The following is a 23,251-nucleotide window of genomic DNA, read 5'->3' on the forward strand; positions in this document are numbered from 1 at the left end:
TAAGATATGGAAGAGATTATTAAGAACGAAAGCGAGGAGAAGAAGTCTGTCAGCTTCATTGAACAGAAAGTTATCAATGACCTGGCAGAGGGTAAGAACGGTGGCAGAATGCAGACCCGTTTTCCACCAGAGCCAAACGGCTACCTGCATATCGGACACGCCAAAGCCATTGCCATCGACTTCGGACTGGCCAAGAAATACGGTGGTCAGTGCAACCTGCGCTTCGACGACACCAACCCCATTAAAGAAGATACTGAATACATCGAGAGCATCGAGAACGATATTAAGTGGCTCGGTTTCAAGTGGGCTAACGTTTACTATGCCAGCGACTACTTCCAGGAGCTCTGGGACTTTGCTGTATGGCTCATCCAGCAGGGACGCGCATACGTTGATGAGCAGAGTGCCGAGGTGATTGCCCAGCAGAAGGGTACCACCACAAGCCCAGGTACAAACAGTCCCTATCGCGACCGCCCCATTGAGGAGAACCTGAAGTTGTTCGAGTTCATGAACAGCGGCAAGTGCGAGCCAGGCACACTGGTTCTGCGCGCCAAGATCGACATGGCTCATCCCAACATGTTGTTCCGCGATCCCCTTATCTATCGTGTACTCAATATTCCTCATATCCGTACAGGCAATAAGTGGAATGCATACCCTATGTACGATTTCACTCACGGCCAGAGCGACTACCTCGAGGGTGTAACCCACTCTTGGTGTACACTCGAGTTTGTAGAACATCGACCCCTTTACGATCTGTTCGTTACATGGATGAAGGAGTGGAAGGGCGAGACCGACAACATCGAGGACAACCGTCCACGTCAGACCGAGTTCAATAAGCTGAACCTCAACTACACACTGATGTCAAAGCGTAATCTGCTGGCATTGGTACAGAATAACATGGTAAGCGGTTGGGACGACCCCCGTATGCCAACTATCTGCGGATTCCGTCGCCGTGGTTACAGCCCAGAGAGTATCATCAAGTTCATCGATAAGATTGGCTACACCAAGATTGATGCCCTTAACGACATGGCCCTCTTGGAGAGTGCAGTTCGCGACGATTTGAACAGCCGTGCTATCCGTGTCAGCGCTGTTCTTGATCCTGTTAAGGTGGTTATCACCAACTACCCAGAGGACCAGATTGAACAGCTCACCGCTATCAACAACCCAGAGAACGAAGCCGATGGCACTCACACTGTTGAGTTTACCCGCGAACTTTGGATTGAGCGTGACGACTTTATGAAGGAAGCCGAGAAGAAGTTTATGCGATTGGCCCCTGGTAAGGAGGTTCGTCTGAAGAACGCCTACATTATTAAATGTAACGAGGATCACCCCTGCGATGAGGACGAGAATGGAAACGTAACTACTATTTACTGTACCTACGATCCAGATTCACGCAGCGGTATGCCTGGTTCTAACCGCAAGATTAAGGGCAAGACCCTCCACTGGGTAAGTTGCAAGCACGCTGTCGAGGCCGAGGTTCGTCTTTACGACCGTCTGTGGAAGGTTGAGAATCCTCGTGATGACATGGCTGCCATCCGTGAAGCCAAGAACTGCGATGCTGTTACAGCGATGAAGGAGATTATCAACCCCGACTCACTGCACATCATCAAGAAGTGCTATATCGAGCCATACGCTGCCGATATGAAGCCACTCACTTATCTGCAGTTCCAGCGTATTGGTTACTTCACACCTGATACAGATTCAACAGCCGAGAAGCCAATCTTCAACAAGACTGTTGGACTCAAAGACACTTGGAAAAAGTAATTTCAGAAGAAGTGCCAGAAGATTTAGATTATTTCGAAAGCGAGGATTTTAAGGAAATCCTACGGCAATACGAGGAGTCAGTCAAGTCGGGCGAACGCATCTATATGGATGCCGACGACTTGACTGACATTGCCGATTATTACCACTACAACAACCGACTAGCCGAGGCCGAGGATGCCATTTCCTTAGCTATAGAATACAATCCTGAAGCCGTTGGTCCGATGCTATACAGAGCCCGCGAAGCTTTGGAGAAGAAGGACTTCAAGACAGCCGAGCAATATGCCGATAAAGTAGAACCTTTAGATAGTATTGAGGGTATCTACCTACGTGCCGAGATACTTATCACGAAAGGAGAGTTGGACAGTGCCGACGAATTGCTGTCAGGATACATCAAAGACTTACCTGAGGATGAATATGCCGACTTTGTGAAAGGCGTTGTAGGTCTGTATCTTGATTACGACCAGTTTGCTAAGGCCTTCGAATGGATAGCCCGCACTACCAACAACGATTCGGTAGGATTCAAGGAACTGATGGCTCGCACGCTGTTCGGATTGGGCAAATACAAAGACAGCGAGCGACTCTTCAACGAGTTACTCGACAAAGACCCCTACTCTGCCAATTATTGGAATGCATTGGCAGGCGTACAGTATATGAAAGAAGACTATTCGGGCGCTCTTACCAGTAGCGAATATGCCATTGCCATCGATCCCAACGACGCCAACGGTCTGCTCTCGAAAGCCAATACCCTGTACGCAATGGGTAACCACGACGAAGCTCTCAAATTCTTCCAGAAATATTCCGAGAAGGTACCCGACGATGAGTTCGGTTATTTGCATCAGGCCATTTGTCTGATCAACAAAGGCTTGTTTAAGGACGGACTTGAAAAGCTGAAAAAAGCAGTCAGCGTTTCCGCCATCGACTCTATTCACCTACCAGAGATTTATCAGGAGATGGCCTTTACCTATAACACCTTAGGACAGATGGAAAAAGCCCTATGGTGCATAGACATGACCGAAAAATTGGATTGCGACCATTTCCACATGGGTGTTATCAAGGGGCATATTCTCTTAGCCAACCAGAAAGAGACAGAGGCAGAAGCTGCATTCGCAAAGGTATTACAAGATTCGGGTAACAATCCCAAAGTAAGACTCAGAATCATCATCTCTTATCACGACAACAAGTTTTTACATTTTGCCTACAATGCCTATTTGGATTTCTTCAAGACTGTTGGCGAGGACTATAAGGAAGGCTATGCCTATCTGGCCTTATGTTGCAACGAGCTGATGAAGAATGATGAATTCTTATACTACCTGAAGAAGGCCTGTGATTGCAATCCGGAGGAAGCCAGAGCCATTTTAGGCGAATTTTTTCCTGCTCATATGGATCCAAAAGATTATTACCAGTACGCATTAGAACATACAGACGATTAATATGAATTTTATTACAAACATTCTCAACACGCTCGGTTGGTATCCAACCATTTTCTTTCTGATGTTATTAGAAAGCACAGTAGTGCCGGTACCGTCAGAGTTTGTAGTAACGCCTGCGGCTTACCATGCAGCCAGCGGCTCATTAAATGTATTCTTAGTCATCCTATTTGCCACACTGGGTGCCGACATAGGTGCCAGCATTAACTACTTTGTAGCCTTGTACGTTGGTCGTCCTGTCATCTACAAGTTTGCCAACAGCAAATGGGGTAAGATGTGCCTGCTTAACCAGGAGAAAGTTGAAAAAAGCGAGAAATACTTTGACGACCATGGCATTGCAGCGACACTTACCGGTCGTTTTGTTCCCGTCATCCGCCACCTGATTTCCATCCCTGCCGGCTTGGCACGTATGCATTACGGCAAATTCCTGCTGTTTACTACCATTGGTGCAGGAGGCTGGCATAGTGTACTGGCTCTTCTTGGCTGGTATCTGCATGCCATTGTACCCGAGGATCAGTTGAACGACAAAATTAGCGAATACGCCGAATATATCAAGTTCGCCATTCTGGGTCTGATTGTAGTAGCTGTCGTTTATTTCGTCATCAAACGAAAACTTAATCATAAACAAGAAAAGTCAGCGTAATAAGCATTTTTTTGCTTTTTTATGCTTTCTTTTCTATTATTTTTCGTATTTTTGCGCAATATTATCAGCAAACAACGATTATGGCAAGAACAAACAACCATTTGGTCATCATGGCAGGCGGCGTTGGTAGCCGTTTTTGGCCCATGAGTACTACCGAGAACCCTAAGCAGTTCATCGACGTTCTCGGCGTTGGCAAAACATTACTACAGTTAACGGTAGAAAGATTCGGCAATCTGGTTAAGCCCGAGAACATCTGGGTAGTAACCAACCAGAGTTATCAGGAAATTGTAAAGAAACAGTTGCCTGATATGCCAGCAGGAAACATTCTATGCGAACCTTGTCGCAGAAACACAGCACCATGTATTGCTTACGTTAGTTGGCGCATCAAGTCGAAAGACCCAAAGGCTAACATCATTGTAACACCAAGCGATCACATTGTGACAGATAAGGCTGAATTTCAGCGTGTCATCAAGGAGTGCATGCAGTTTACCAGCGAGACCGACGCTATCGTTACCCTAGGCATGAAGCCCAACCGCCCAGAAACAGGCTATGGCTACATCCAGGCCGACCTGAGTACCAGCTCGCTCCGAAACAAAGAGATTTTCAGAGTCGACTCTTTCCGCGAGAAGCCCAATCTCGAAACGGCTCAGGAATATATCAAGAAGAACTATTATTTCTGGAATGCAGGTATCTTCATCTGGAATGTAAATACCATTGTAAATGCTTTCCGCATCTACCAGCCCTCAATGGCCAAGATATTCGAGTCGCTGTTACCTATTTATGGTACCGACAAGGAACAGGAAGAAATCAACCGTCTGTTCCCCGAATGCGAGAATATTTCTGTCGACTACGCCATCATGGAAAAGGCCGAAGAGATTTTCGTTTGCCCATCCGACTTCGGTTGGAGCGATCTGGGCACCTGGGGCTCACTCCATGAGCAAAGCAAGAAAGACCTCTATGGCAATGTCAGCATCGGTCCCGATGTAAACCTGATAGAGAGTCACAACTGCATTGTTCACACCATGCAAGAAAAGAAAGTAGTTATTCAGGGCCTCGATGGTTATATCGTAGCCGAAAACAACGACACACTGCTCATCTGCAAACTGTCGGAGGAACAGCGTATCAAACAATTCTCAGGAAATAATTAACATAAACTATAATGGAAAAAAAAGTTGCTCTAATCACCGGTATTACCGGTCAGGACGGCTCATATCTGGCCGAGTTCCTTATTGAAAAAGGTTATGAGGTTCACGGTCTCATGCGTCGTTCATCTTCATTCAACACCGCCCGTATCGAACATCTTTATCTCGACGAGTGGGTTCGTGATATGAAAAAGGCCCGCCTTGTTAATCTCCACTGGGCAGATATGACCGATTCATCATCTCTGATCCGTGTCATCTCAAAGATTCGCCCAACCGAGATCTATAACCTCGCAGCCCAGAGTCATGTGAAGGTATCTTTTGACGTTCCCGAATACACAGCCGATACCGATGCTAACGGTGTGCTCCGCTTGCTGGAAGCCGTACGCATTGCAGGTTTGGCTGATACCTGCCGCATTTACCAAGCCTCTACATCAGAGCTCTACGGTAAGGTACAGGAAGTTCCACAGAGCGAGACTACCCCATTCTATCCCCGCTCTCCATATGCCGTAGCTAAGCTATATGGTTTCTGGATTATGAAGAACTATCGCGAATCATATAATATGTTCTGCTGCAATGGTATCCTCTTTAACCATGAGAGTGAGCGCCGTGGTGAGACTTTCGTTACCCGTAAGATCACATTGGCAGCCGCTCGTATCGCTCAGGGTTATCAGGACAAGCTTTATCTGGGTAACCTTAACTCACTGCGCGACTGGGGATATGCCAAGGATTACATCGAGTGCATGTGGCTCATCCTGCAGCAACCCGAGCCAGACGATTTCGTAATTGCCACTGGCGAATATCATACCGTTCGTGAGTTTGCTACCCTCGCCTTCAAGGAGGTTGGCATCGAGCTCGAATGGCGTGGCGACGGTGTCGATGAGAAGGGTTACGACAAGGCAACTGGCAAAGCACTGGTTGAGGTCGATCCTAAGTACTTCCGTCCTGCCGAGGTTGATCAGTTGTTAGGTAATCCTGCCAAGGCTAAGGCCAAGTTAGGCTGGAACCCACAGAAGACCTCGTTCGAGGATCTGGTAAAGATTATGGTTCAGCACGATATGAAGTTCGTTAAGAAACTCTTCTTAAAAGCTCACATGGACGATGCTCAGTAAAGAAAGTAAAATATATGTAGCGGGACACCACGGACTTGTGGGTTCCGCTATTTGGAATAATCTGCTTCAACGAGGCTATACCAATCTGGTAGGCCGCACTCACAAAGAGCTCGACCTTACCGACCAGGTAGCCGTTAAGCAGTTCTTTGATGAGGAACGCCCTGACGCCGTTGTGCTGGCAGCAGCCTTTGTAGGTGGCATCATGGCCAACTCACTGTATCGCGCCGACTTCATCATGATGAACATGAAGATTCAGTGCAATGTCATTAGCGAAGCCTATGCTCACGGTGTCAAAAAACTACTCTTCTTAGGTTCAACTTGCATTTATCCTAAAAATGCGCCACAGCCTATGAAGGAGGATTGCCTGCTCACATCGCCATTGGAATATACCAACGAAGAGTATGCTATCGCCAAGATTGCAGGTCTGAAGATGTGCGAATCCTACAATCTGCAGTATGGCACCAACTATATCGCCGTAATGCCTACCAACCTCTATGGCCCTAACGACAACTTCCATCTGGAAAACAGTCATGTGATGCCAGCCATGATGCGTAAGGTTTACCTGGCCAAACTCATCCACGATAATGCATGGGATAAGATTGCCATCGACCTGAACAAGCGTCCAGTTGAAGGTGTCAACGGCGATGCTTCTCAGCAGGAAATCTTGACAGTCCTGGCCAAGTATGGTATTGAGAACAACAAGGTTACACTCTGGGGTACAGGCACACCACTTCGCGAGTTCCTTTGGAGTGAGGATATGGCCGATGCATCAGTTCACGTACTGCTGAATGTGAACTTCAGTGACATCATCGGCATCGAGAAGTATTCTTCTGTACACTACGGCGCTTCTACCGATGGTGCTGTCGATCGCAACCATTCTGCCGGTCGCGGTGGAGCTATCCCCAAGTTAGGCGAAATCCGCAATTGCCATATCAATGTGGGTACAGGTAAGGAACTCACAATACGCGAGCTTTCCGAATTGGTTGTAAAAGCTGTTGGTTTCGAAGGAACTGTCGAGTTCGACACAACCAAGCCCGATGGCACTATGCGTAAATTGATTGACGTTTCAAAACTTCATTCTCTCGGTTGGACACACAAGGTAGAGATTGAAGATGGTGTAAAGAAACTTTTCGAATGGTATCGTTCAAGTTTAGATTAAAATAATTAACCCTCGCCAATCGGCGAGGGTTATTATTTATTACATATTCTTTTTCAAGGTTTCTTTCCAAGCCTCATAGGCAGCACGGTAAGCAGCGCGGTTCTGAGCATCTGGCTCAATCACCTCCAACTTATCCAGCGAAGCAAAAGCCTCAGAAGCATTAGCATAGATGCCAGCACCTAAGCCAGCACCCTTGGCGGCACCTACCGAACCATCTGTATCATACAGTTCGATGGTTGCACCACTCACACCAGCCAATGTATTACGGAACAATGGACTCAAGAACATGTTAGCCTTACCAGCGTGAATCTTCTTAATATCCATACCCATCTGCTGCATAATCTCCATACCATAGCAGAATGAGAATACGATACCCTCCTGAGCAGCACGAACCAAGTGAGCCTTGTTATGCTTATTAAAGTTCAAGCCATTGATAGAACAACCAATCTCCTTGTTCTCCAATACGCGCTCAGCACCATTTCCGAATGGAATTACAGTCACGCCCTCACTACCAATGGGCACACTGGCAGCCAGATCGTTCATCTCGGCATAGCCAATCTCAGGCGTGATATTACGATGAGTCCAAGCATTCAAAATACCAGTACCATTAATACAAAGCAGCACTCCCAGACGAGTCTGGTCTGCTGTATGATTCACATGTGCAAAAGTATTTACACGGATCTGTGGATCGTAGTTCACATCACCAAGTACACCATAAACCACACCCGATGTACCTGCAGTTGCAGCAATCTCACCAGGATTCAGCACATTCAGCGAGAGCGCATTGTTTGGCTGGTCACCACCTCTATAGGTGATAGGAGTACCAGCTTTCAGGCCCATCTCAGCAGCAGCTTCTGCACTTACTACGCTCTGCTCAGCAAAGGTTGGAACGATATCAGCAATCAGCGAATGATCGAATCCATAGTAATCCATCAAGAAGTCAGCCACCTGATTATTCTTGAAATCCCAGAACATACCCTCTGACAGACCGCTGACAGTGGTATTAGCAACACCACTCAGTCGCATAGCGATATAATCACCAGGCAGCATTACCTTATATATTTTACTATAGAGTTCTGGTTCATTTTCTTTTACCCAAGCCAACTTGGCAGCGGTAAAGTTTCCTGGTGAATTCAACAGATGACTCAAGCACTTGTCAGCACCGAGATCCTTGAAAGCCTTCTCGCCATAAGGTACAGCACGTGAGTCGCACCAAATAATAGCTGGACGCAATGCCTTCAGATCCTTATCTACACAAACCAAACCGTGCATCTGATACGAGATACCCACAGCCTTAATCTCCTCAGCTGTAGCACCACTCTCTTTCATAATCTTCTGCAGACTCAATTTGGCATTATCCCACCACATCTGTGGATCCTGCTCTGCCCATCCAGCCTTTACAGCCATAATAGGAGCCTCCTTTTCAGGATAAAAAGCTGTTGCCACACACTTGCCGCTATCGGCGTTAACCAACGATGCCTTCACTGATGAGCTACCGACATCAAAACCTAATAGATATCTATTTGCCATAACAATTTAATAATGAATCTTTATTTATAGTACGTTTCAAATGCAAATTTCCCTAAATAATTTAATAAAAACGACTTTTTTCCATAAAAAAATGATTTTTTTACGTATTTTTGAGTTCAATTTAATTTTTTTGTTTACCTTTGCACATAGAATGATTAAAAATTGCGTATTAATATAATTCATATATGAAGAAGAAAATACTAATACTTGACGACAAAGAGACCATTGCAAAGGTTCTCTCTATTTATCTGATGAGCGACTACGATGTACAGTGGTTGCCCGATGGTTTGCAGGGTGTAAAGTGGCTGCAGGCAGGCAACACCCCCGACCTCATCATCTCAGATATTCGTATGCCAGGAATGCGTGGCGATGACTTTTTGGAGTGGATCAAGCAGAACGAACTGTTCAAGCAGATTCCTGTCATCATGCTTTCCAGCGAAGACTCCACCAGTGAGCGTATCCGCCTGCTGGAGATTGGTGCCGAGGACTATATCGTCAAGCCCTTCAACCCCATGGAGTTAAAAATACGAGTAAAAAAGATTATTCCCTAAATAAATAATATGATAGGTGTTGTATATCTTGGCAGCAATCCCAAGACCGAGGAACGATTAAGGTACATCCCCGGTCGATTGGTGCAGTACACAAGAAATTACAAGGATGCGGCATCAGCGTGTTCAACGCATGTCCGTAACGAGCATTTTATCGTGTTTTACGAACAGGGCGAGCAAGACGCAGATATTAACGCCATCAACTATTTAAAGAAAAAGAATAAGCACATCTATATTATTCTGCTCACCAAGGAACTTACTGCAGAGAACCGTTCGGTTTACCAAAAGAGTGGTATCAACGACACCCTCGATTGTAACGCTTCTATTACAGAACTTAATAAGAAGATTCAGTTTATTTCCGACCGTGAGAATATGCTGTTCGATGATCAGCAGCCTAAATACAGAATGTTACGTTTCAAGATTCCTCTTTGGAAGAGAGTCTTCGATGTACTATTCGCTATCATCGCACTCATTCTTACCTCTCCCATCTTCATACTCACGGCTATCGCCATCCGTTTGGAGAGTAAAGGTCCGGTTATCTTCAAGTCAAAGCGTGTAGGTGCCAACTATACCATCTTTAACTTCTTGAAGTTCCGCTCCATGTATCAGGATGCCGAAGAGCGTCTGAAGGAGGTTGCTAAGGAAGCTGGCAACCAATATGCAGAAATGAGCAAAAAGGCAGAAAAAACGCCTATGTCAATGCCCGATTTCGGCATGGGTGGCAACATGATGATTAGCGATGATACCGACATGATGATTGCTGACGACGAGGTCATGCTGGTTGGCGACGATTTTGTGATTTCCGAGACCGACTACAGCAAAGAGAAGAAAGAAGAAATCGATAACGCATTCGTTAAGATTGAGAACGACCCACGCGTTACTAAGGTGGGCAAGTTCATCCGTAAATTCAGCATCGACGAGCTGCCTCAGCTTTTCAATATCCTCAAGGGAGATATGTCAGTGGTTGGCAACCGTCCTCTCCCACTCTATGAGGCCGAGAAGCTCACCATCGATACCAGTATCGACCGCTTTATGGCCCCCGCAGGTCTCACCGGCCTTTGGCAGGTTGAGGAGCGCGGCAAGGGTGGTATGATGTCAGCCGAGGAGCGCAAGCAACTCGATATCAAGTACGGCCAGACATATAATTTCTGGTTGGATATGAAGATCCTGTTCCGTACTTTCTTTGCCTTCGTACAGAAGGAGAATGTATAACTAAATCCCTATTGAAATGAACAGATTCAGACGACTGATATTCATTTTTGCAGCAGCTATAACCAGCACTACAGCCCTCGCCCAATTCAACGAGAGCGGTATCAGTGCAGGTTTCTTTGATTCTAGCAACGAAAAAGACATCAACTTTTCTGAATTCCACTTGCCTCCATTGTCGGTCTTGTTTGAAAATGCAAAAACAAGTCCACAGATATTATCGCTGGAAAAAGCACGTCAATTAGCAGAAGCAGAGGTGGCCAAACAAAAAAGACATATTTTTTCCTATATAACGGGGCACGCCAGTTATAGTTTTGGCATGGCAGATATGTATGGCAACAATTCATCAGCTTACAGTCCTGTCATTTACCAATACCAAGGCACTCAACAAAGTTATTGGAATGTTGGTGTTAATTTGGCGATTCCCGTTGAAGACATTTTAGACCTGACAGCCGCAGTAAAACGAAAAAGGCTTGAAGCAGAGAAAGTAAATATTGAAAAAGATATATTATACGATCAAATCAAGCAGCAAATTGGTGCATTATTTGTAAAAATCACAAACAACTTAGTCACACTTAAAACTCTTGGCGAATCGGCTGCAGCCTACCAAGGTGCAGGCGCTCTAAATAAGGAAGATTTTGAGAATGGCAACCTAGAAATTCAGTCGTATGCAGAAACCAAAAGATTTGAGAGTAGCCAGGTAACTGGTTATCAAAATCTTCAAACAGAGATTATCACCGATATTATTACACTTGAAATCCTGACGCATACACCAATCATCACGAACGCAACTACTGAAATTACACTCGACAAAAGTATCAACAAAACTGCAAAAGAAATTGCCAAAGAAAACAAGGTCACAGAGAAACGTATTAAAAAGTTAGAAAAAGAAGACAAAGAAAAAGAAATTAAATTAGAAAAGCAATTAGCCAAGGCTGAGGCAAAAGCTGCGAAAGCGGATCTCAAAGCGGCTAAAGCTGAGGCGAAGGCGTCTAAAGCTGCTAAAAAAGCTGCAAAAAAAACAAAATAAACGAACATTATAAAGCTATGGATTTATTCAGATATATTGTCAGATTTCTATACAAAATTAGATGGTATCTCATCATCCTGCCAATGATTGCATTGGTAATAGCTTGGTTTTCCACACGTGATATGGAGCGAGTGTATGATACGAATACCACCATATATACTGGTATGATTACGGGTTACAATTTGGAAGGAGGAACTGGTGCCGCTGGTGGACAGTCACAAATAAACATCACAAACCTGATGTTGTTGATTACAACCGACGCTACTATTCATGAGGTTTCATTACGCTTATTTGCCCGCTGCATGATGTACGGTAACCCAAATAAAGATAACAACTATATATCAGCAGAGCATTTCCGTATGCTGCAGAACAGTGTTCCTGTCGAGGTGAAGGCACTCATCAATCACAACAGCGAGAATGCAACATATGCAAACCTAAAAGCCTACGAACGTCCTTCAGCAGACAATTATGTATTTGGCATCACTAATTATCATCCTTATTTTGGAATTGATGCCATTACAAGCCGCTTAAAAGTAATTCAACTACAAAAAAGTGATATTATCGATATTGGCTACACCGCAAATGATCCAGGTATAGCATATAACACTTTGGATATCTTAAATGAAGTATTTGCCCGCCAATACGGATTATTGCGTTATGGCGAAACTAACAATGTTATTAAGTTTTTTGAACGTGAGGTAGCTCGTTTATATCGCATCCTGACAAATGCCGAAGACGACTTAATTCGCTACAACATTGAAAAACGTATCATCAATTATGCAGAGCAAACAAAACAGTTATCTTCATTAGATGCAAACCAGAAATTATCTGACAACGATTTAATTATTAACAAAACAACAACACGTGCGTTAATGAATTATTTAGAGCGCCAACTTGGTGACAGAGCAAAAGTTATTAAAGCCAACAGAGACTTCACTAATCAAGTTACAGATATTTCTCGCATACAATCACGCATATCCAACCTAAAGCTTATGAATAGTGAAGGAGGAGGAAATGAAGTTGAATCACAGCTTGAGCTTGCCAAAGCAGAAAAAATGCTTCAAAACGCATCCAATAATGTCAGAAATTTGGTAAAAGACATTGAAGCAGGCAACTATAATACAGAGTCAGGAGTTAAAGCCAGTGACATGGTAGGCAGATGGTTAGATCAGGTATTGTTACTTGAAAAAGCCAAAGCTCAAGAAACAGCTCAAGATATCATGCGTGAAAAATTGGACAATGAGATTCTCTATTATGCACCTATTGGAGCAACGATAGCGCGTAAAGATCGTCACATTGCGTTTATAGAAGGTAACTATATGGAGATGTTAAAAGCGTTGAATTCTGCACGCCTACGCCAAAAGAACTTACAGATGTCAACAGCCACATTGCGTGTTCTGAATCCTCCAATGTTCCCGATGAATGCGCAGCCAACTAATCGCTCGATGGTATTGTTAGGAGCATTCATGCTGACCTTTATGTTTACAGCCATGTATTTCTTTATTATAGAGTTGCTCGACCGTACACTACGCGACCGTATGCGTTCTGAGCTTATTACTAAAATTCCTGTTATGGGGTGCTTTCCGAAAGAAAGCAACCTGCGTTATCGACGATTCAACAAAACCATTGCAGATATGGCACTTCGACAGCTCAGCAAGGCCTTACTTCCTCATTTTGAAGAGGGTAAGCAGAATGTGCTCAATCTAATTTCTACAGATGCAGCTAATGGTAAGAGCTATATAGCCCAAGAGTTGGAGAACTACTGGATTTCGATAGGTCTTCAAGTACGTCGTATCACCTACGATGAAGATTACTTAGCAGAAGACAGCCGCTTTATTATGGCCAAAGATATTAAAGACATCTGTCCAGACTTGTTACCTAACGAGATTGCCATCGTCGAGTATCCAAACTTGGACGACAATTCCATTCCGTCATCACTGCTTAATATGGGAACAGTGAATTTAATGGTCACCCGTGCAAACCGAACGTGGAAAGATGTTGACCAAAAAGCATTAAAAGAGCTGAATGAACGATTGGAGAATAAAAATTCGCTCTTTATGTATTTGACAGAATGTCAACGCTATGCAGTAGAAGAATTTGTTGGTCAATTACCACCATACACAGGATTTAACAATTTCGTATATCGCATGTCGCAGATGGGATTGACTGCAGTAGAAAATAGTCATGCAAAATAATGGTTAATAAAGTTTATTCTAACAGAATATCTGAATATACCCATGAGAATGGAGGAAGGGTACTCATACTCTTTCTCTTGTTTTTGCTTGTAATTTATTCATTTCTCAATTATGGTTTCGGTGCATTTACAGTAGTGTGCTGCGTACCAATTTTGGTAATAATTATACTAGCTACATTTCGCTACAGAATGTTATGTTTTTGGTTGCTTGTAGTCGTCAATTATTTCCTTCAATGGCATGGTCTTAAGCTTCCGTCAGGCATTCCAATGTCAATGTATAATGAGATGCTTGAAATCATATTATTGGTATTAGTAATAATTGATGCTAAGGATGCCAAATTAGAGCGTATTACCAATCTTATGCTATTAGGGCTTTTCCTTTGGTGCGGATTTTGCACATTGGAAATTCTTAATAATAGTTGTGGATTAGGAATAAATGTAGGAGCATGGTATATGGGGACACGCATGATGGCATTTCAGCTACTATATGCATTTCTCACTTTCTCACTTTACATAAAAAATCCCAAAATTCTTATACGCTATTTGTTTATTTGGGGAAGCCTAGCTCTTTTCGCTTCATTTTGGATATGGAAACAAGCCAACATTGGTCTCACCCACTCCGAAGAAGTATGGCTTTATGGTGCAGGAAGTAATACACATATAATACAAAATGGTACACTAATACGATATTTCTCTATTTTCAGTGATGCAGCCAACTTCGGTATCGGCATCGCTTCTACTGCTGTTGCCTTTATTATTTTTGGTATTACCAGCAAAATAAAGAAACATCGTATTATCTTTCTAATCATAGGTTTAGCATCTGCTTGGGCAATGTTTCCTACTGGTACACGTACAGCTATCGCATGCTTTATTGCAGGTTTTATGGTATATATTTTCCTGTCAAAGTCCGTAAAAATTGCAGTCCCTTTTACTGTAATATTTAGCACCTTCGTATTCATCATTGTATTTACTAATATTGGACAAGGCAATCAACAAATTCGTCGAATGCGCTCGGCTTTTAACGATAACGATCCTTCTAGTAATGTACGTAAAATAAATCAAGAGGCCATAAAGAGTTATCTAAAAGATGCGCCATGGGGGCTTGGGGTTGGAATATGGAATTCTGGCGGAATTCCTACTAATAATAAGTTCCATAAGGTCTTTAGTACACCTGCTGATTCTGAATACGTTGGCATTTGGATAAGAACTGGGGTCATCGGACTGACGGTTTTTCTTATATCTAATGGTATTATGATATTAGGGGCATGTATTATAGTTTTCTTCCGACTGAAGAGCCCATCCCTAAGAGGTATAGGTGCCGGACTAACTTGTGCTATGATATCACAACAAGTAGGTGGATATGGAAATATGGTGCTATTTCAATTCCCTAATTGCCTTGTATTTTATGGAGGTCTAACTATAGTATATATACTGCCATTTATCGAAAAAGAATGGACAGAATGGGAAAATAAAGAGTTAGCAAAACAAGAAGAAAAGAATAGATTAAAGTTAGAGCAAAAGCTTGCAAAACGAGTGTAAATTATCCATCATTACTATCAATTACAATGGTTTGAAAGATACCTGCGAATTGATTGATTCAATCCCCTTCAACAACAATCTGGAGGTGATAGTGGTAGATAATGCCTCAAAAGAAGATGAAGCAAGCATCATCGCTGAGCGAAATCCCCAAGTAAAAGTCATCCGTAGTCCACGTAATCTCGGCTTTGCAGGTGGTAACAATTTTGGCATTAAGGAGGCTAAAGGAAAGTATATACTCCTTATAAATAACGATACATATTTCAAAGAGTATAATATAGAACAGCTCATTAAACGACTAATTTCATCAGACAAAATTGGAATCGTCAGTCCCAAGATCTGTTTTGCATGGGGCAACAATCCCCTTCAGTTTGCAGGCTATACACCTTTATCTCCAATAACAGTAAGGAATCAAGCCATCGGCTTTGGAGAAGACGATCATGGACAGTACGACATAGCCACCCCAACTCCATATGCTCATGGAGCAGCTATGTTAATTAAACGTGAGGCCATCAACAAAGTAGGTCTCATGCCCGAATGTTTCTTTCTCTATTACGAGGAACTCGATTGGTCCATGATGTTCACCCGTGCAGGCTATGAAATTTGGTATGATCCTGCTTGTACCGTTTATCACAAAGAGAGCCAGACAACAGGACAAAACAGCCCACTCCGCACCTATTACATCACTCGCAATAGGCTGCTCCTAGTAAAACGTAATTACAAAGGTATTAACAAATATCTCTCATATATATACCTTATAGGAATTGTCGGCCTAAGGGATATCCTAAAATATACCATTACACGACAACCAAGTCTCTTTAAAGCAGTACTTAAGGGACTTCGAGATTTTATAAACTCTAAATTCTCATGTCTAAATTCTTAATTTGCTAAATATGGATTTCTGGATTATATTATATATCATCGATTGGATACTATTTATCCCTGTTGCAGGAACAGTGCTTTATTTGGGCATTTTTTCTGTAGCATCCCTTTTCAATAGAGATACTATTCAAGATAAAGCAAAAACACAGAACCGTTTTGCAATCATCATACCATCTCACAAGCAGGACAAGGTAATCGAACAGGCAGTTGTATCCATCTTAAGCCAAGACTACCCACAACGTCTTTTCGACGTAGTGGTGGTATCTGACCATCAATCTGAGATCACCAACATGCGATTAGCCCAGTATCCTATTACCTTGTTAACACCCGATTTCGCAGAAAGCACCAAAGCGAAATCGCTTCAATATGCAATTCTAAAATTGCCAGAATTCAAAATTTATGATATCGCCTTGGTCTTAGATGCCGACAACATCGTTGAGCAAGACTTCCTGACCAAAGTAAATGATGCCTTCGAAACGGCTGCCACAAAAGCCATCCAGATGCATCGTATTTCACGAAACAGAGATACTGCAGCTGCCCGTATGGGATCTATCTTCGAGGAAATCAATAATAACATCTTCCGCAAAGGTCATATTAATTTAGGTATCTCTGCAGCTTTAGCCGGATCTGGTACAGCATATGATTTCACATGGTTCAAAACCAATGTGATGAAAGCCAAGACTGCAGGTGAAGACAAAGAGTTAGAAGCACTGTTATTAAAGCAAGGCTATTTCATTGATTACTTCGACAACATCCTATTATATGGTGAGAAGAAAAGAACTACCAGTAAAATGAATGAACAACACAGTCGTTGGACATTACAGCAGATTCAGAATCTGATTAAAAACATCAAATACTTACCTGGTGCAATTTTTAGGAAGCAATACGACTGGGCAGATAAACTCATTCAGTGGATGCTTATGCCTCGTACCAGCATGATAGGCATTATGATGTTTATGAGCATTCTACTTCCATTTATATATTTAACGCTGGCAGTCAAATGGTGGATTGTAAGTTCTGCAGTTCTATTCTTTTTTGCATTAGCTACACCCGATTATCTAGTAGACGAGATGTGGGACCGCACATTCCTGCGTTCTCCATTTGTAACATTATGGGGAATCATCAGTACAAAATTTTTAAACAAGGAAAAAGAAACCAACTAATATATCACGAAATTATGATTTGGCAGATATTACACATTATTGACATCACCCTCTGGGTACTCATCTTAGGCTCAGTAGCATATGTAGCATTCTTCGCCGTTATCTCATTATTTTATGAAAAAGAAGATCGCGTTGCTATTCATGCTGCAGCATTGACTAACAGGATGACAAAATTCCTCATTCTTTACCCTGCATATAACGAGGATCGCGTCATTATCAACGCTGTTGAACACTTCCTGGAACAGGATTATCCAGCAGACTTATACACAGTAGCTGTTATCTCTGACCACATGAAGTCTGAGACCAACGAGTACTTGCGTACGCTCCCCATTAAACTTCTTACCCCAACATTCGAGAAGAGTTCGAAAGCCAAGGCTATGCAGTATGCCATCAACGAGATTCCAGAAACATTTGACAACGTCGTTGTGCTTGATGCCGACAATGTAGTACGTCCAGAATTCCTATCGCAGCTAAATATTTTATGTTCTGTTTACGATGCCATCCAGTGTCATCGCTGCGCCAAGAATGCCAATAACGATGTCGCTGTACTTGATGGAGCCAGTGAGGAAATCAACAATACCATCTTCCGCAAGGCTCATAATCGCCTTGGTTTATCTTCAGCTTTAATTGGATCTGGTATGTGCTTTAATTACGAACTTTTTAGGAAGAACGTTTTCCAACTTTCTACTGCAGGTGAGGACCGCGAGATGGAGGCATTGTTACTCCATCAAGAAGTATTTATCAAATATGCCCCTGAGATTCACGTGTTCGATGAAAAGGTCAGCAACCAGGACAACTTCCAAAAGCAGCGCATGCGTTGGATGACAGCTCAGGTTCAAAGCCTTATGAGCAACATACCAAAGATACCAGGCGCATTAATTCATGGAAAAATTAACTTTGTAGATAAGACTATCCAACAGGCATTGATTCCACGCTCAATCCTGATAGTCCTTTTAACAGGTATTTCTATTTTTGTAACGCTAACTATTCCACAATGGTGTGAGAAATGGTGGATTACATTGGCAATATTAAGTCTGTCATTATTCGTCGCCATTCCCAAGGAAATACGTTTCCGTTCATTCTCAAAAGTCTTTACTATCCCAGGATTAGTTCTTCGAATGCTGAAGAATGTCCTCCATATAGATAGAAAGAATACCGACTTCATACATACCGAACATACAACATGAGCGAACGAGTACATAGAAGCGTAATGAATATCAAAGTGGGAATGCTATTTTACTTTCTCTCTTTGATTCTTGCATTCTTCTCCCGGAAGATATTTCTTGACTGTCTTGGAGCAGAGTTTATTGGACTAACAGGTATGCTCATGAACATTATGAGTTTCCTAAGCGTTGCAGAATTAGGTATTGGTACCAGTATAGTCTATTTCCTCTACAAGCCGCTTCAAGAAGATAATCATGAAAGGATTAATGAGGTGATGTCCATGTTGGCATTTCTATATCGCTGCATAGGTTTTATCATCCTTTTTGCAGGAATGACTGTTAGTATATTCTTTCCCTGGTGGTTTAATGACCTCGAAACAGGTCTTCCACTCGTATACTTTGCATTCTACTCTTTTTTAGCATCTTCAGCTGCTGGATATATTTTCAACTATAAACAACTATTGGTTGGAGCAAATCAAAAGCAATACTTAGTCAATTCCTACTTTCAAACTATAAGCATCGTTCAGAGTATTACCCAAATTTTACTCGCATATTATTATCGTAACCTATGGTTATGGGTTGTTGTAGGTCTAGTATTCACCATCGTAGGAATCATCATTTTTAATTATCGTATCCAGGAACTATATCCATGGCTTAGAATCAATCTGGGTGAAGGCCGTAAGAATTTAAAGAAATACCCAGAAGTCCTAAAAAAAACCAACCAGGTTTTTATCCAAAAGATTAAAGATTTCATTCTCTACCACAGTGACGAAATTATGGTGGGCATGTTCGTCTCTGTTGTCAAGGTTGCTTTCTATGGCAATTATACCATGATTATCAACAAACTTAATTTCATGGTGAACATATTATCGGAAGGCCTAAGTGCTGGTGTTGGAAATCTTTTGGCAGAAGGTGATGAACGTAACATCATGAAAGTTTTTTGGGAGCTAACCGCCGCGCGTTTCCTAGTACTTGGTATTATCATCTTCTCACTCCTGTTATTTTTTCAGCCGTTTATCGGCTGTTGGCTTGGTAAAGAATATCAACTAAGCAATATCATTGTATATCTAGTAATATTTAATCTCTTCATTCGCTATCAGACAGCTGCCGTATATATTTATATTGGCTCAGCAGGATTGTTCTCTGATGTGTGGGCAGCCTGGACTGAATTGATTGTCAACATCTCTGTCACACTTCTGCTCGCACCTACATATGGTATTGCCGGTATTTTGTTAGGCAAGATTATCAGTTTTGGTTTCATCAGCTCATTCTGGAAACCATACTACCTATTCTCCCAAGCATTCCACAGGAGTGCGTGGGAATATTGGCGTGGCATGGTTCCTTATTACATAATCTTTGTACTCTTTACCCTGTTAACAATCTGGCTTAAGCTGAATGTTATGGACCAACATTCAGATACTTTCCTTTCGTTAGCAATCTATGGATTAGCCATATCTGTTCCACTCTTTGTATTATTCTTCATTCTGCTTTTCCAATTTACCCCTGGTATGAAATTCTTCATTGCGCGAAAGCCTGCAGTACTGAAGATTCTAAATCATATTACAATTTAATACACGCCTATGAAATCTATCATTGTCATATTCCCCTACTTCGGGAAACTACCACCACAATACAAAATGTGGCGGGCATCAGCATTATACAATACAGACATAGACTACCTTTTTTTTACCGACTGTGATGTAGAGTCAGCAGAAAACATTATCGTGCATAAGATGTCATTTGCGGAATTCAGACAAATAACGCAAAGCAAGTTTGACTTTCCCATTGTACTTGATCGTCCATACAAAATATGTGACTACCGACCTGCCTTTGCATATATTCTCTCCGAATACGTGAAGGACTACGACTTCTGGGGATGGGGTGACCTTGATGTTGTATATGGCAACATACGTCATTTCGTCACTGATGATGTATTATCTCGTTATAAAATGATTTCCGGCTACGGGCATTTCACACTCTATAAAAATGATGATTATACCAATACCTTCTTCATGAAAGAAGTCGAAGGCTTTGTCAGTTACAGAGACGCTTTTACCCAACGACGCTCCATGTTTTTTGACGAATATGAATACAAAGGATTTGGTGACAAGTGGCGTGGTTGCCACCCCGAAGACTGTTGGTTAGAATGGCCCTTCGACAATGCTTCCAAACCTAAGCAGAGTTACCATTTCAATAGTATGACTCGTGGTTGGAAACAGGTTATCTTTGAACATATCGGGAATAAACTTTATATGTTACGCTTTAACAATGGACGGTTAGAGAAGCAAGAGTCACTCTATGCGCATTTCCAACATCGTGGGTTCATGAAAGACAAGGTCACTGACTATAGTCATTTTCTTGTAACCCCAGGAGCCATCATTGACTATCCCAGACATTTCGTGAACCTGCAACTTCGCTGGCTCTGTCGTAATCGCTCAATAATGACCATGTATTACCAGTGGAAAGATCGAATTTTGTGGAAATTAAAACATAGTTAGGATTAATAACACATAAAGGATAAGATTATGAAACTTGCAGTTTTAACATGTGGCATGCTCCCCATCCCCGCAGTACAAGGTGGAGCGGTAGAGAACCTGATTGATTTCTATCTCGAATATAATAACAATCACCATCTACATGATATTACAATATACAGCCCATGGGATGACAAACTAGTTGGACATCCTGCCTTAGCTTCTGATGTTAATCACTATCATTATATTGATGTCAGTAGTTTGAGGGCCAGGTTGGAAAGGAGACTTTTTAAGTTCTTCCGATACACATCTAAAGACTATTTTAACTACTTTATAGAATACTATTTTGAGAAAGCATATGCTGATATAAAAAACAGGCATTATGACTACATCATATTAGAAAACAGTGATGGTCACGCATATAAACTATCTCAAAGAGGATATAGAAATATTATCATACACATGAATAACGAAGCCCGCAAATCAAGGGCACAATATCATAGAGAGTTTCAGAACAATATATCCCTGATTCTAACCTGTTCAGACTTTATCAGAGATAGTATTTCCAATTTCATGCCGGCATGTAAGACAAAAACCCTTTACAATGCTATAGACACGAAGAAATTCTTCCCAAAAGAAAATCCAAGCCTAAAGCGTGAAATAATTGGGCTTAAAAATAATGACTTTGTAATTGTATATAGCGGTCGTATTAACGAAGAAAAGGGCATATCAGAACTAATAGATGCCATGCTCCAACTTAAAGACTACCCCAATATTAAATTAATGATAATCGGCGGCACTTTCTATGGTAATGCTAAAAACGAAAATGAATTTGTTCGCTCACTAAAGAATAAAGCCAAAAGCATTGAAGACAAAATCGTCTTCACTGGTTTTATTCCATACAAAAACGTACCAGACTATTTACATCTTGCTGACATTGCAGCATTACCGTCTATGTGGGATGAGCCGTTTGGTTTAACAATCGTCGAAGCTTTGGCAGCAGGTCTGCCCCTTATCACAGCACGAAGTGGTGGAATTCCAGAGATCTGCGAAGGAGTAGCAACAATTGTCAATAGAGACAACATTGTTAACAACCTTACCTCTGCCATTATCGATTTATATAATCATCCTGAGAAAAGGATACAAATGGCAGTTGCTTCAATTGATCGTGCCAAACACTTCGACAAGGAAGTGTATGCAGAGAAATTCTTCGCCGCAATAAAGGACTTATCCTAGCATTAACGTTTTCTTACTCCAAATAGCAGATAGGCCAATGTTGGACTCATTCTCAAGATCCTACTAATAACCAGACATCCTGCTACAATTATTAGCATGATTATTAACGTAATTGTTAGTTCGATAATAGGTATGGGATGTTCTGCCAAAGATGTGAAATACATCTTTAAATTAACAGGAAGCAAAAGATAATGCAGTAAATATATATCCAAGGTTCTTCGGCCTACATATTGTAAACACCTCCCTACGAACCTATCTTTTTTAAATAAATCCTGATGGATTCTGAAGAAAGAGAAGACAATGACGATTCCCGTAAGGGCAGTGGTTAATTCTAAAAGATTGATATGTGTGGCTCTTAATTCAACATAATACAAATTGAAGCCAAAGAAAATAACCAGACAAATCATAAGAACAGGTGTCTTATCAAGAATTGTCTGAACCATATTAAAGTGCTTTCTGAATAATGTACCGATCGTAAAGAAAAGGAAATACCCCCACTTCTCCATTGACAGAAGGTCCTTTATGTCATTTTCTATTGGCAATTTCGAGAAGACAGACGGTACATAAAACAACAAAAAGAACAAAGCGCCCACTGAAAGAATGATGATATCAGTATATATGCTTTTACAATGAATAAGATATAAAACATATCTACAAATTGCATATACACAGAAGAACAAATACAAACTCAAAGTGAACCAATAGCCCAGTTTCGAATCTGTATACAAGCCTTCCATAACACCAATATGGTTGATTATAAGAAAAACAAAGAAGAAGATGGACGTAGTAATAATTTGTGCGGAAAATTTCATTACAAATAGAAATTTCGTAGCATAACTTGCATTCCATATAGTTTCTTCCTTATATAGAACAAAACCGCTGATAAAAAAGAAAAGAGGCATTCTGAATTCGCACAGGACAGGATGAATCGAAGGAACGTAGTCACCTATACCTAAACAAAACGCTGCCACATGATGCGCAACAACCAACAACATAGTAAAGCCACGCATGGCATCAATATACTCTATTCTCTTACTGTCATTCATAA

19 protein-coding genes are annotated in these 23,251 nt (G+C 41.8%); 17 read left to right on the plus strand and 2 right to left on the minus strand.

Annotated features, from left to right (window positions below; translation table 11 throughout):
* Positions 1-6: 6 nt before the first annotated feature.
* The 6 genes from PRU_RS07105 to PRU_RS07130 all read left to right on the plus strand — a co-directional run bounded on the left by PRU_RS07105 (position 7) and on the right by PRU_RS07130 (position 7,241).
* A complete protein-coding gene (locus PRU_RS07105; RefSeq protein WP_013065220.1) occupies positions 7-1,761 on the plus strand; it encodes a glutamine--tRNA ligase/YqeY domain fusion protein in 1,755 nt (584 codons plus the stop codon).
* The gene (locus tag PRU_RS07110) at positions 1,749-3,191 is read left to right on the plus strand and encodes a tetratricopeptide repeat protein (protein ID WP_148214882.1); all 1,443 of its coding nucleotides are present in this window, start codon (positions 1,749-1,751) and stop codon (positions 3,189-3,191) included. The genes PRU_RS07105 and PRU_RS07110 overlap by 13 nt, the downstream gene beginning before the upstream one ends.
* A gap of 1 nt (position 3,192) precedes the next feature.
* Entirely contained in the window at positions 3,193-3,831 is a 639-nt protein-coding gene (locus PRU_RS07115) for a DedA family protein (RefSeq protein ID WP_013065076.1), read from the plus strand.
* An 80-nt stretch (positions 3,832-3,911) separates the two neighbouring features.
* Positions 3,912-4,979, plus strand: a complete 1,068-nt coding sequence (locus PRU_RS07120; protein ID WP_013063257.1) for a mannose-1-phosphate guanylyltransferase — start codon at positions 3,912-3,914, stop codon at positions 4,977-4,979.
* Between the two features lie 11 nt (positions 4,980-4,990).
* The gene (gene gmd / locus PRU_RS07125; RefSeq protein ID WP_013065500.1) at positions 4,991-6,082 is read left to right on the plus strand and encodes a GDP-mannose 4,6-dehydratase; all 1,092 of its coding nucleotides are present in this window, start codon (positions 4,991-4,993) and stop codon (positions 6,080-6,082) included.
* Positions 6,072-7,241: a GDP-L-fucose synthase family protein gene (locus PRU_RS07130; protein WP_013065270.1), complete on the plus strand. Its 1,170-nt coding sequence runs from the start codon at positions 6,072-6,074 to the stop codon at positions 7,239-7,241. The genes gmd and PRU_RS07130 overlap by 11 nt, the downstream gene beginning before the upstream one ends.
* Positions 7,242-7,280: 39 nt before the next feature.
* On the opposite strand, the gene PRU_RS07135 is transcribed toward PRU_RS07130, so the two are convergent.
* Positions 7,281-8,771, minus strand: coding sequence for a xylulokinase (locus PRU_RS07135; RefSeq protein ID WP_013064637.1), 1,491 nt, complete (start codon positions 8,769-8,771; stop codon positions 7,281-7,283).
* A 185-nt stretch (positions 8,772-8,956) separates the two neighbouring features.
* Between PRU_RS07135 and PRU_RS07140 the strand changes: the two genes are divergently transcribed.
* The 11 genes from PRU_RS07140 to PRU_RS07190 all read left to right on the plus strand — a co-directional run bounded on the left by PRU_RS07140 (position 8,957) and on the right by PRU_RS07190 (position 22,203).
* Positions 8,957-9,322, plus strand: a complete 366-nt coding sequence (locus tag PRU_RS07140; protein WP_013063705.1) for a response regulator transcription factor — start codon at positions 8,957-8,959, stop codon at positions 9,320-9,322.
* A 9-nt stretch (positions 9,323-9,331) separates the two neighbouring features.
* Positions 9,332-10,531 (plus strand): sugar transferase, encoded by a 1,200-nt coding sequence (locus PRU_RS07145; protein WP_013063098.1) that lies wholly within the window; start codon positions 9,332-9,334, stop codon positions 10,529-10,531.
* Between the two features lie 16 nt (positions 10,532-10,547).
* A complete protein-coding gene (locus PRU_RS07150) occupies positions 10,548-11,555 on the plus strand; it encodes a TolC family protein (RefSeq protein WP_013065634.1) in 1,008 nt (335 codons plus the stop codon).
* A 17-nt stretch (positions 11,556-11,572) separates the two neighbouring features.
* The gene (locus tag PRU_RS07155; protein ID WP_013065057.1) at positions 11,573-13,750 is read left to right on the plus strand and encodes a GumC family protein; all 2,178 of its coding nucleotides are present in this window, start codon (positions 11,573-11,575) and stop codon (positions 13,748-13,750) included.
* Positions 13,750-15,288 (plus strand): O-antigen ligase family protein, encoded by a 1,539-nt coding sequence (locus PRU_RS15265; RefSeq protein WP_013064025.1) that lies wholly within the window; start codon positions 13,750-13,752, stop codon positions 15,286-15,288. The genes PRU_RS07155 and PRU_RS15265 overlap by 1 nt, the downstream gene beginning before the upstream one ends.
* Entirely contained in the window at positions 15,272-16,168 is an 897-nt protein-coding gene (locus PRU_RS07165; protein ID WP_013064944.1) for a glycosyltransferase family 2 protein, read from the plus strand. The genes PRU_RS15265 and PRU_RS07165 overlap by 17 nt, the downstream gene beginning before the upstream one ends.
* 10 nt (positions 16,169-16,178) lie before the next feature.
* Positions 16,179-17,330, plus strand: coding sequence for a glycosyltransferase family 2 protein (locus PRU_RS07170; RefSeq protein ID WP_013064179.1), 1,152 nt, complete (start codon positions 16,179-16,181; stop codon positions 17,328-17,330).
* Between the two features lie 164 nt (positions 17,331-17,494).
* Positions 17,495-18,517: a glycosyltransferase family 2 protein gene (locus tag PRU_RS07175; RefSeq protein WP_177168145.1), complete on the plus strand. Its 1,023-nt coding sequence runs from the start codon at positions 17,495-17,497 to the stop codon at positions 18,515-18,517.
* A gap of 23 nt (positions 18,518-18,540) precedes the next feature.
* The gene (locus PRU_RS07180; protein WP_143040052.1) at positions 18,541-20,064 is read left to right on the plus strand and encodes a lipopolysaccharide biosynthesis protein; all 1,524 of its coding nucleotides are present in this window, start codon (positions 18,541-18,543) and stop codon (positions 20,062-20,064) included.
* 9 nt (positions 20,065-20,073) lie between these two features.
* Positions 20,074-20,991: a DUF6625 family protein gene (locus PRU_RS15270; RefSeq protein ID WP_013063992.1), complete on the plus strand. Its 918-nt coding sequence runs from the start codon at positions 20,074-20,076 to the stop codon at positions 20,989-20,991.
* Positions 20,992-21,018: 27 nt separating this feature from the next.
* Entirely contained in the window at positions 21,019-22,203 is a 1,185-nt protein-coding gene (locus tag PRU_RS07190) for a glycosyltransferase family 4 protein (RefSeq protein WP_013064491.1), read from the plus strand.
* A gap of 2 nt (positions 22,204-22,205) precedes the next feature.
* Here the strand turns inward: PRU_RS07190 and PRU_RS07195 are convergent, their stop codons facing one another.
* Complete coding sequence (locus tag PRU_RS07195; RefSeq protein WP_013063375.1) at positions 22,206-23,249, minus strand: acyltransferase family protein; 1,044 nt, start codon at positions 23,247-23,249, stop codon at positions 22,206-22,208.
* Between the last annotated feature and the right edge of the window lie 2 nt (positions 23,250-23,251).

This window comes from Xylanibacter ruminicola 23, assembly GCF_000025925.1.
Taxonomy (GTDB): domain Bacteria; phylum Bacteroidota; class Bacteroidia; order Bacteroidales; family Bacteroidaceae; genus Prevotella; species Prevotella ruminicola.

Coding starts and splice junctions, on each gene's coding strand:
- PRU_RS07105 (WP_013065220.1), top strand. CDS start 7: ATGGAAGAGATTATTAAGAACGAAAGCGAGGAGAAGAAGTCTGTCAGC.
- PRU_RS07115 (WP_013065076.1), top strand. CDS start 3,193: ATGAATTTTATTACAAACATTCTCAACACGCTCGGTTGGTATCCAACC.
- PRU_RS07120 (WP_013063257.1), top strand. CDS start 3,912: ATGGCAAGAACAAACAACCATTTGGTCATCATGGCAGGCGGCGTTGGT.
- gmd (WP_013065500.1), top strand. CDS start 4,991: ATGGAAAAAAAAGTTGCTCTAATCACCGGTATTACCGGTCAGGACGGC.
- PRU_RS07130 (WP_013065270.1), top strand. CDS start 6,072: ATGCTCAGTAAAGAAAGTAAAATATATGTAGCGGGACACCACGGACTT.
- PRU_RS07135 (WP_013064637.1), bottom strand. CDS start 8,771: ATGGCAAATAGATATCTATTAGGTTTTGATGTCGGTAGCTCATCAGTG.
- PRU_RS07140 (WP_013063705.1), top strand. CDS start 8,957: ATGAAGAAGAAAATACTAATACTTGACGACAAAGAGACCATTGCAAAG.
- PRU_RS07145 (WP_013063098.1), top strand. CDS start 9,332: ATGATAGGTGTTGTATATCTTGGCAGCAATCCCAAGACCGAGGAACGA.
- PRU_RS07150 (WP_013065634.1), top strand. CDS start 10,548: ATGAACAGATTCAGACGACTGATATTCATTTTTGCAGCAGCTATAACC.
- PRU_RS07155 (WP_013065057.1), top strand. CDS start 11,573: ATGGATTTATTCAGATATATTGTCAGATTTCTATACAAAATTAGATGG.
- PRU_RS15265 (WP_013064025.1), top strand. CDS start 13,750: ATGGTTAATAAAGTTTATTCTAACAGAATATCTGAATATACCCATGAG.
- PRU_RS07170 (WP_013064179.1), top strand. CDS start 16,179: ATGGATTTCTGGATTATATTATATATCATCGATTGGATACTATTTATC.
- PRU_RS07175 (WP_177168145.1), top strand. CDS start 17,495: ATGACAAAATTCCTCATTCTTTACCCTGCATATAACGAGGATCGCGTC.
- PRU_RS07180 (WP_143040052.1), top strand. CDS start 18,541: ATGAATATCAAAGTGGGAATGCTATTTTACTTTCTCTCTTTGATTCTT.
- PRU_RS15270 (WP_013063992.1), top strand. CDS start 20,074: ATGAAATCTATCATTGTCATATTCCCCTACTTCGGGAAACTACCACCA.
- PRU_RS07190 (WP_013064491.1), top strand. CDS start 21,019: ATGAAACTTGCAGTTTTAACATGTGGCATGCTCCCCATCCCCGCAGTA.
- PRU_RS07195 (WP_013063375.1), bottom strand. CDS start 23,249: ATGAATGACAGTAAGAGAATAGAGTATATTGATGCCATGCGTGGCTTT.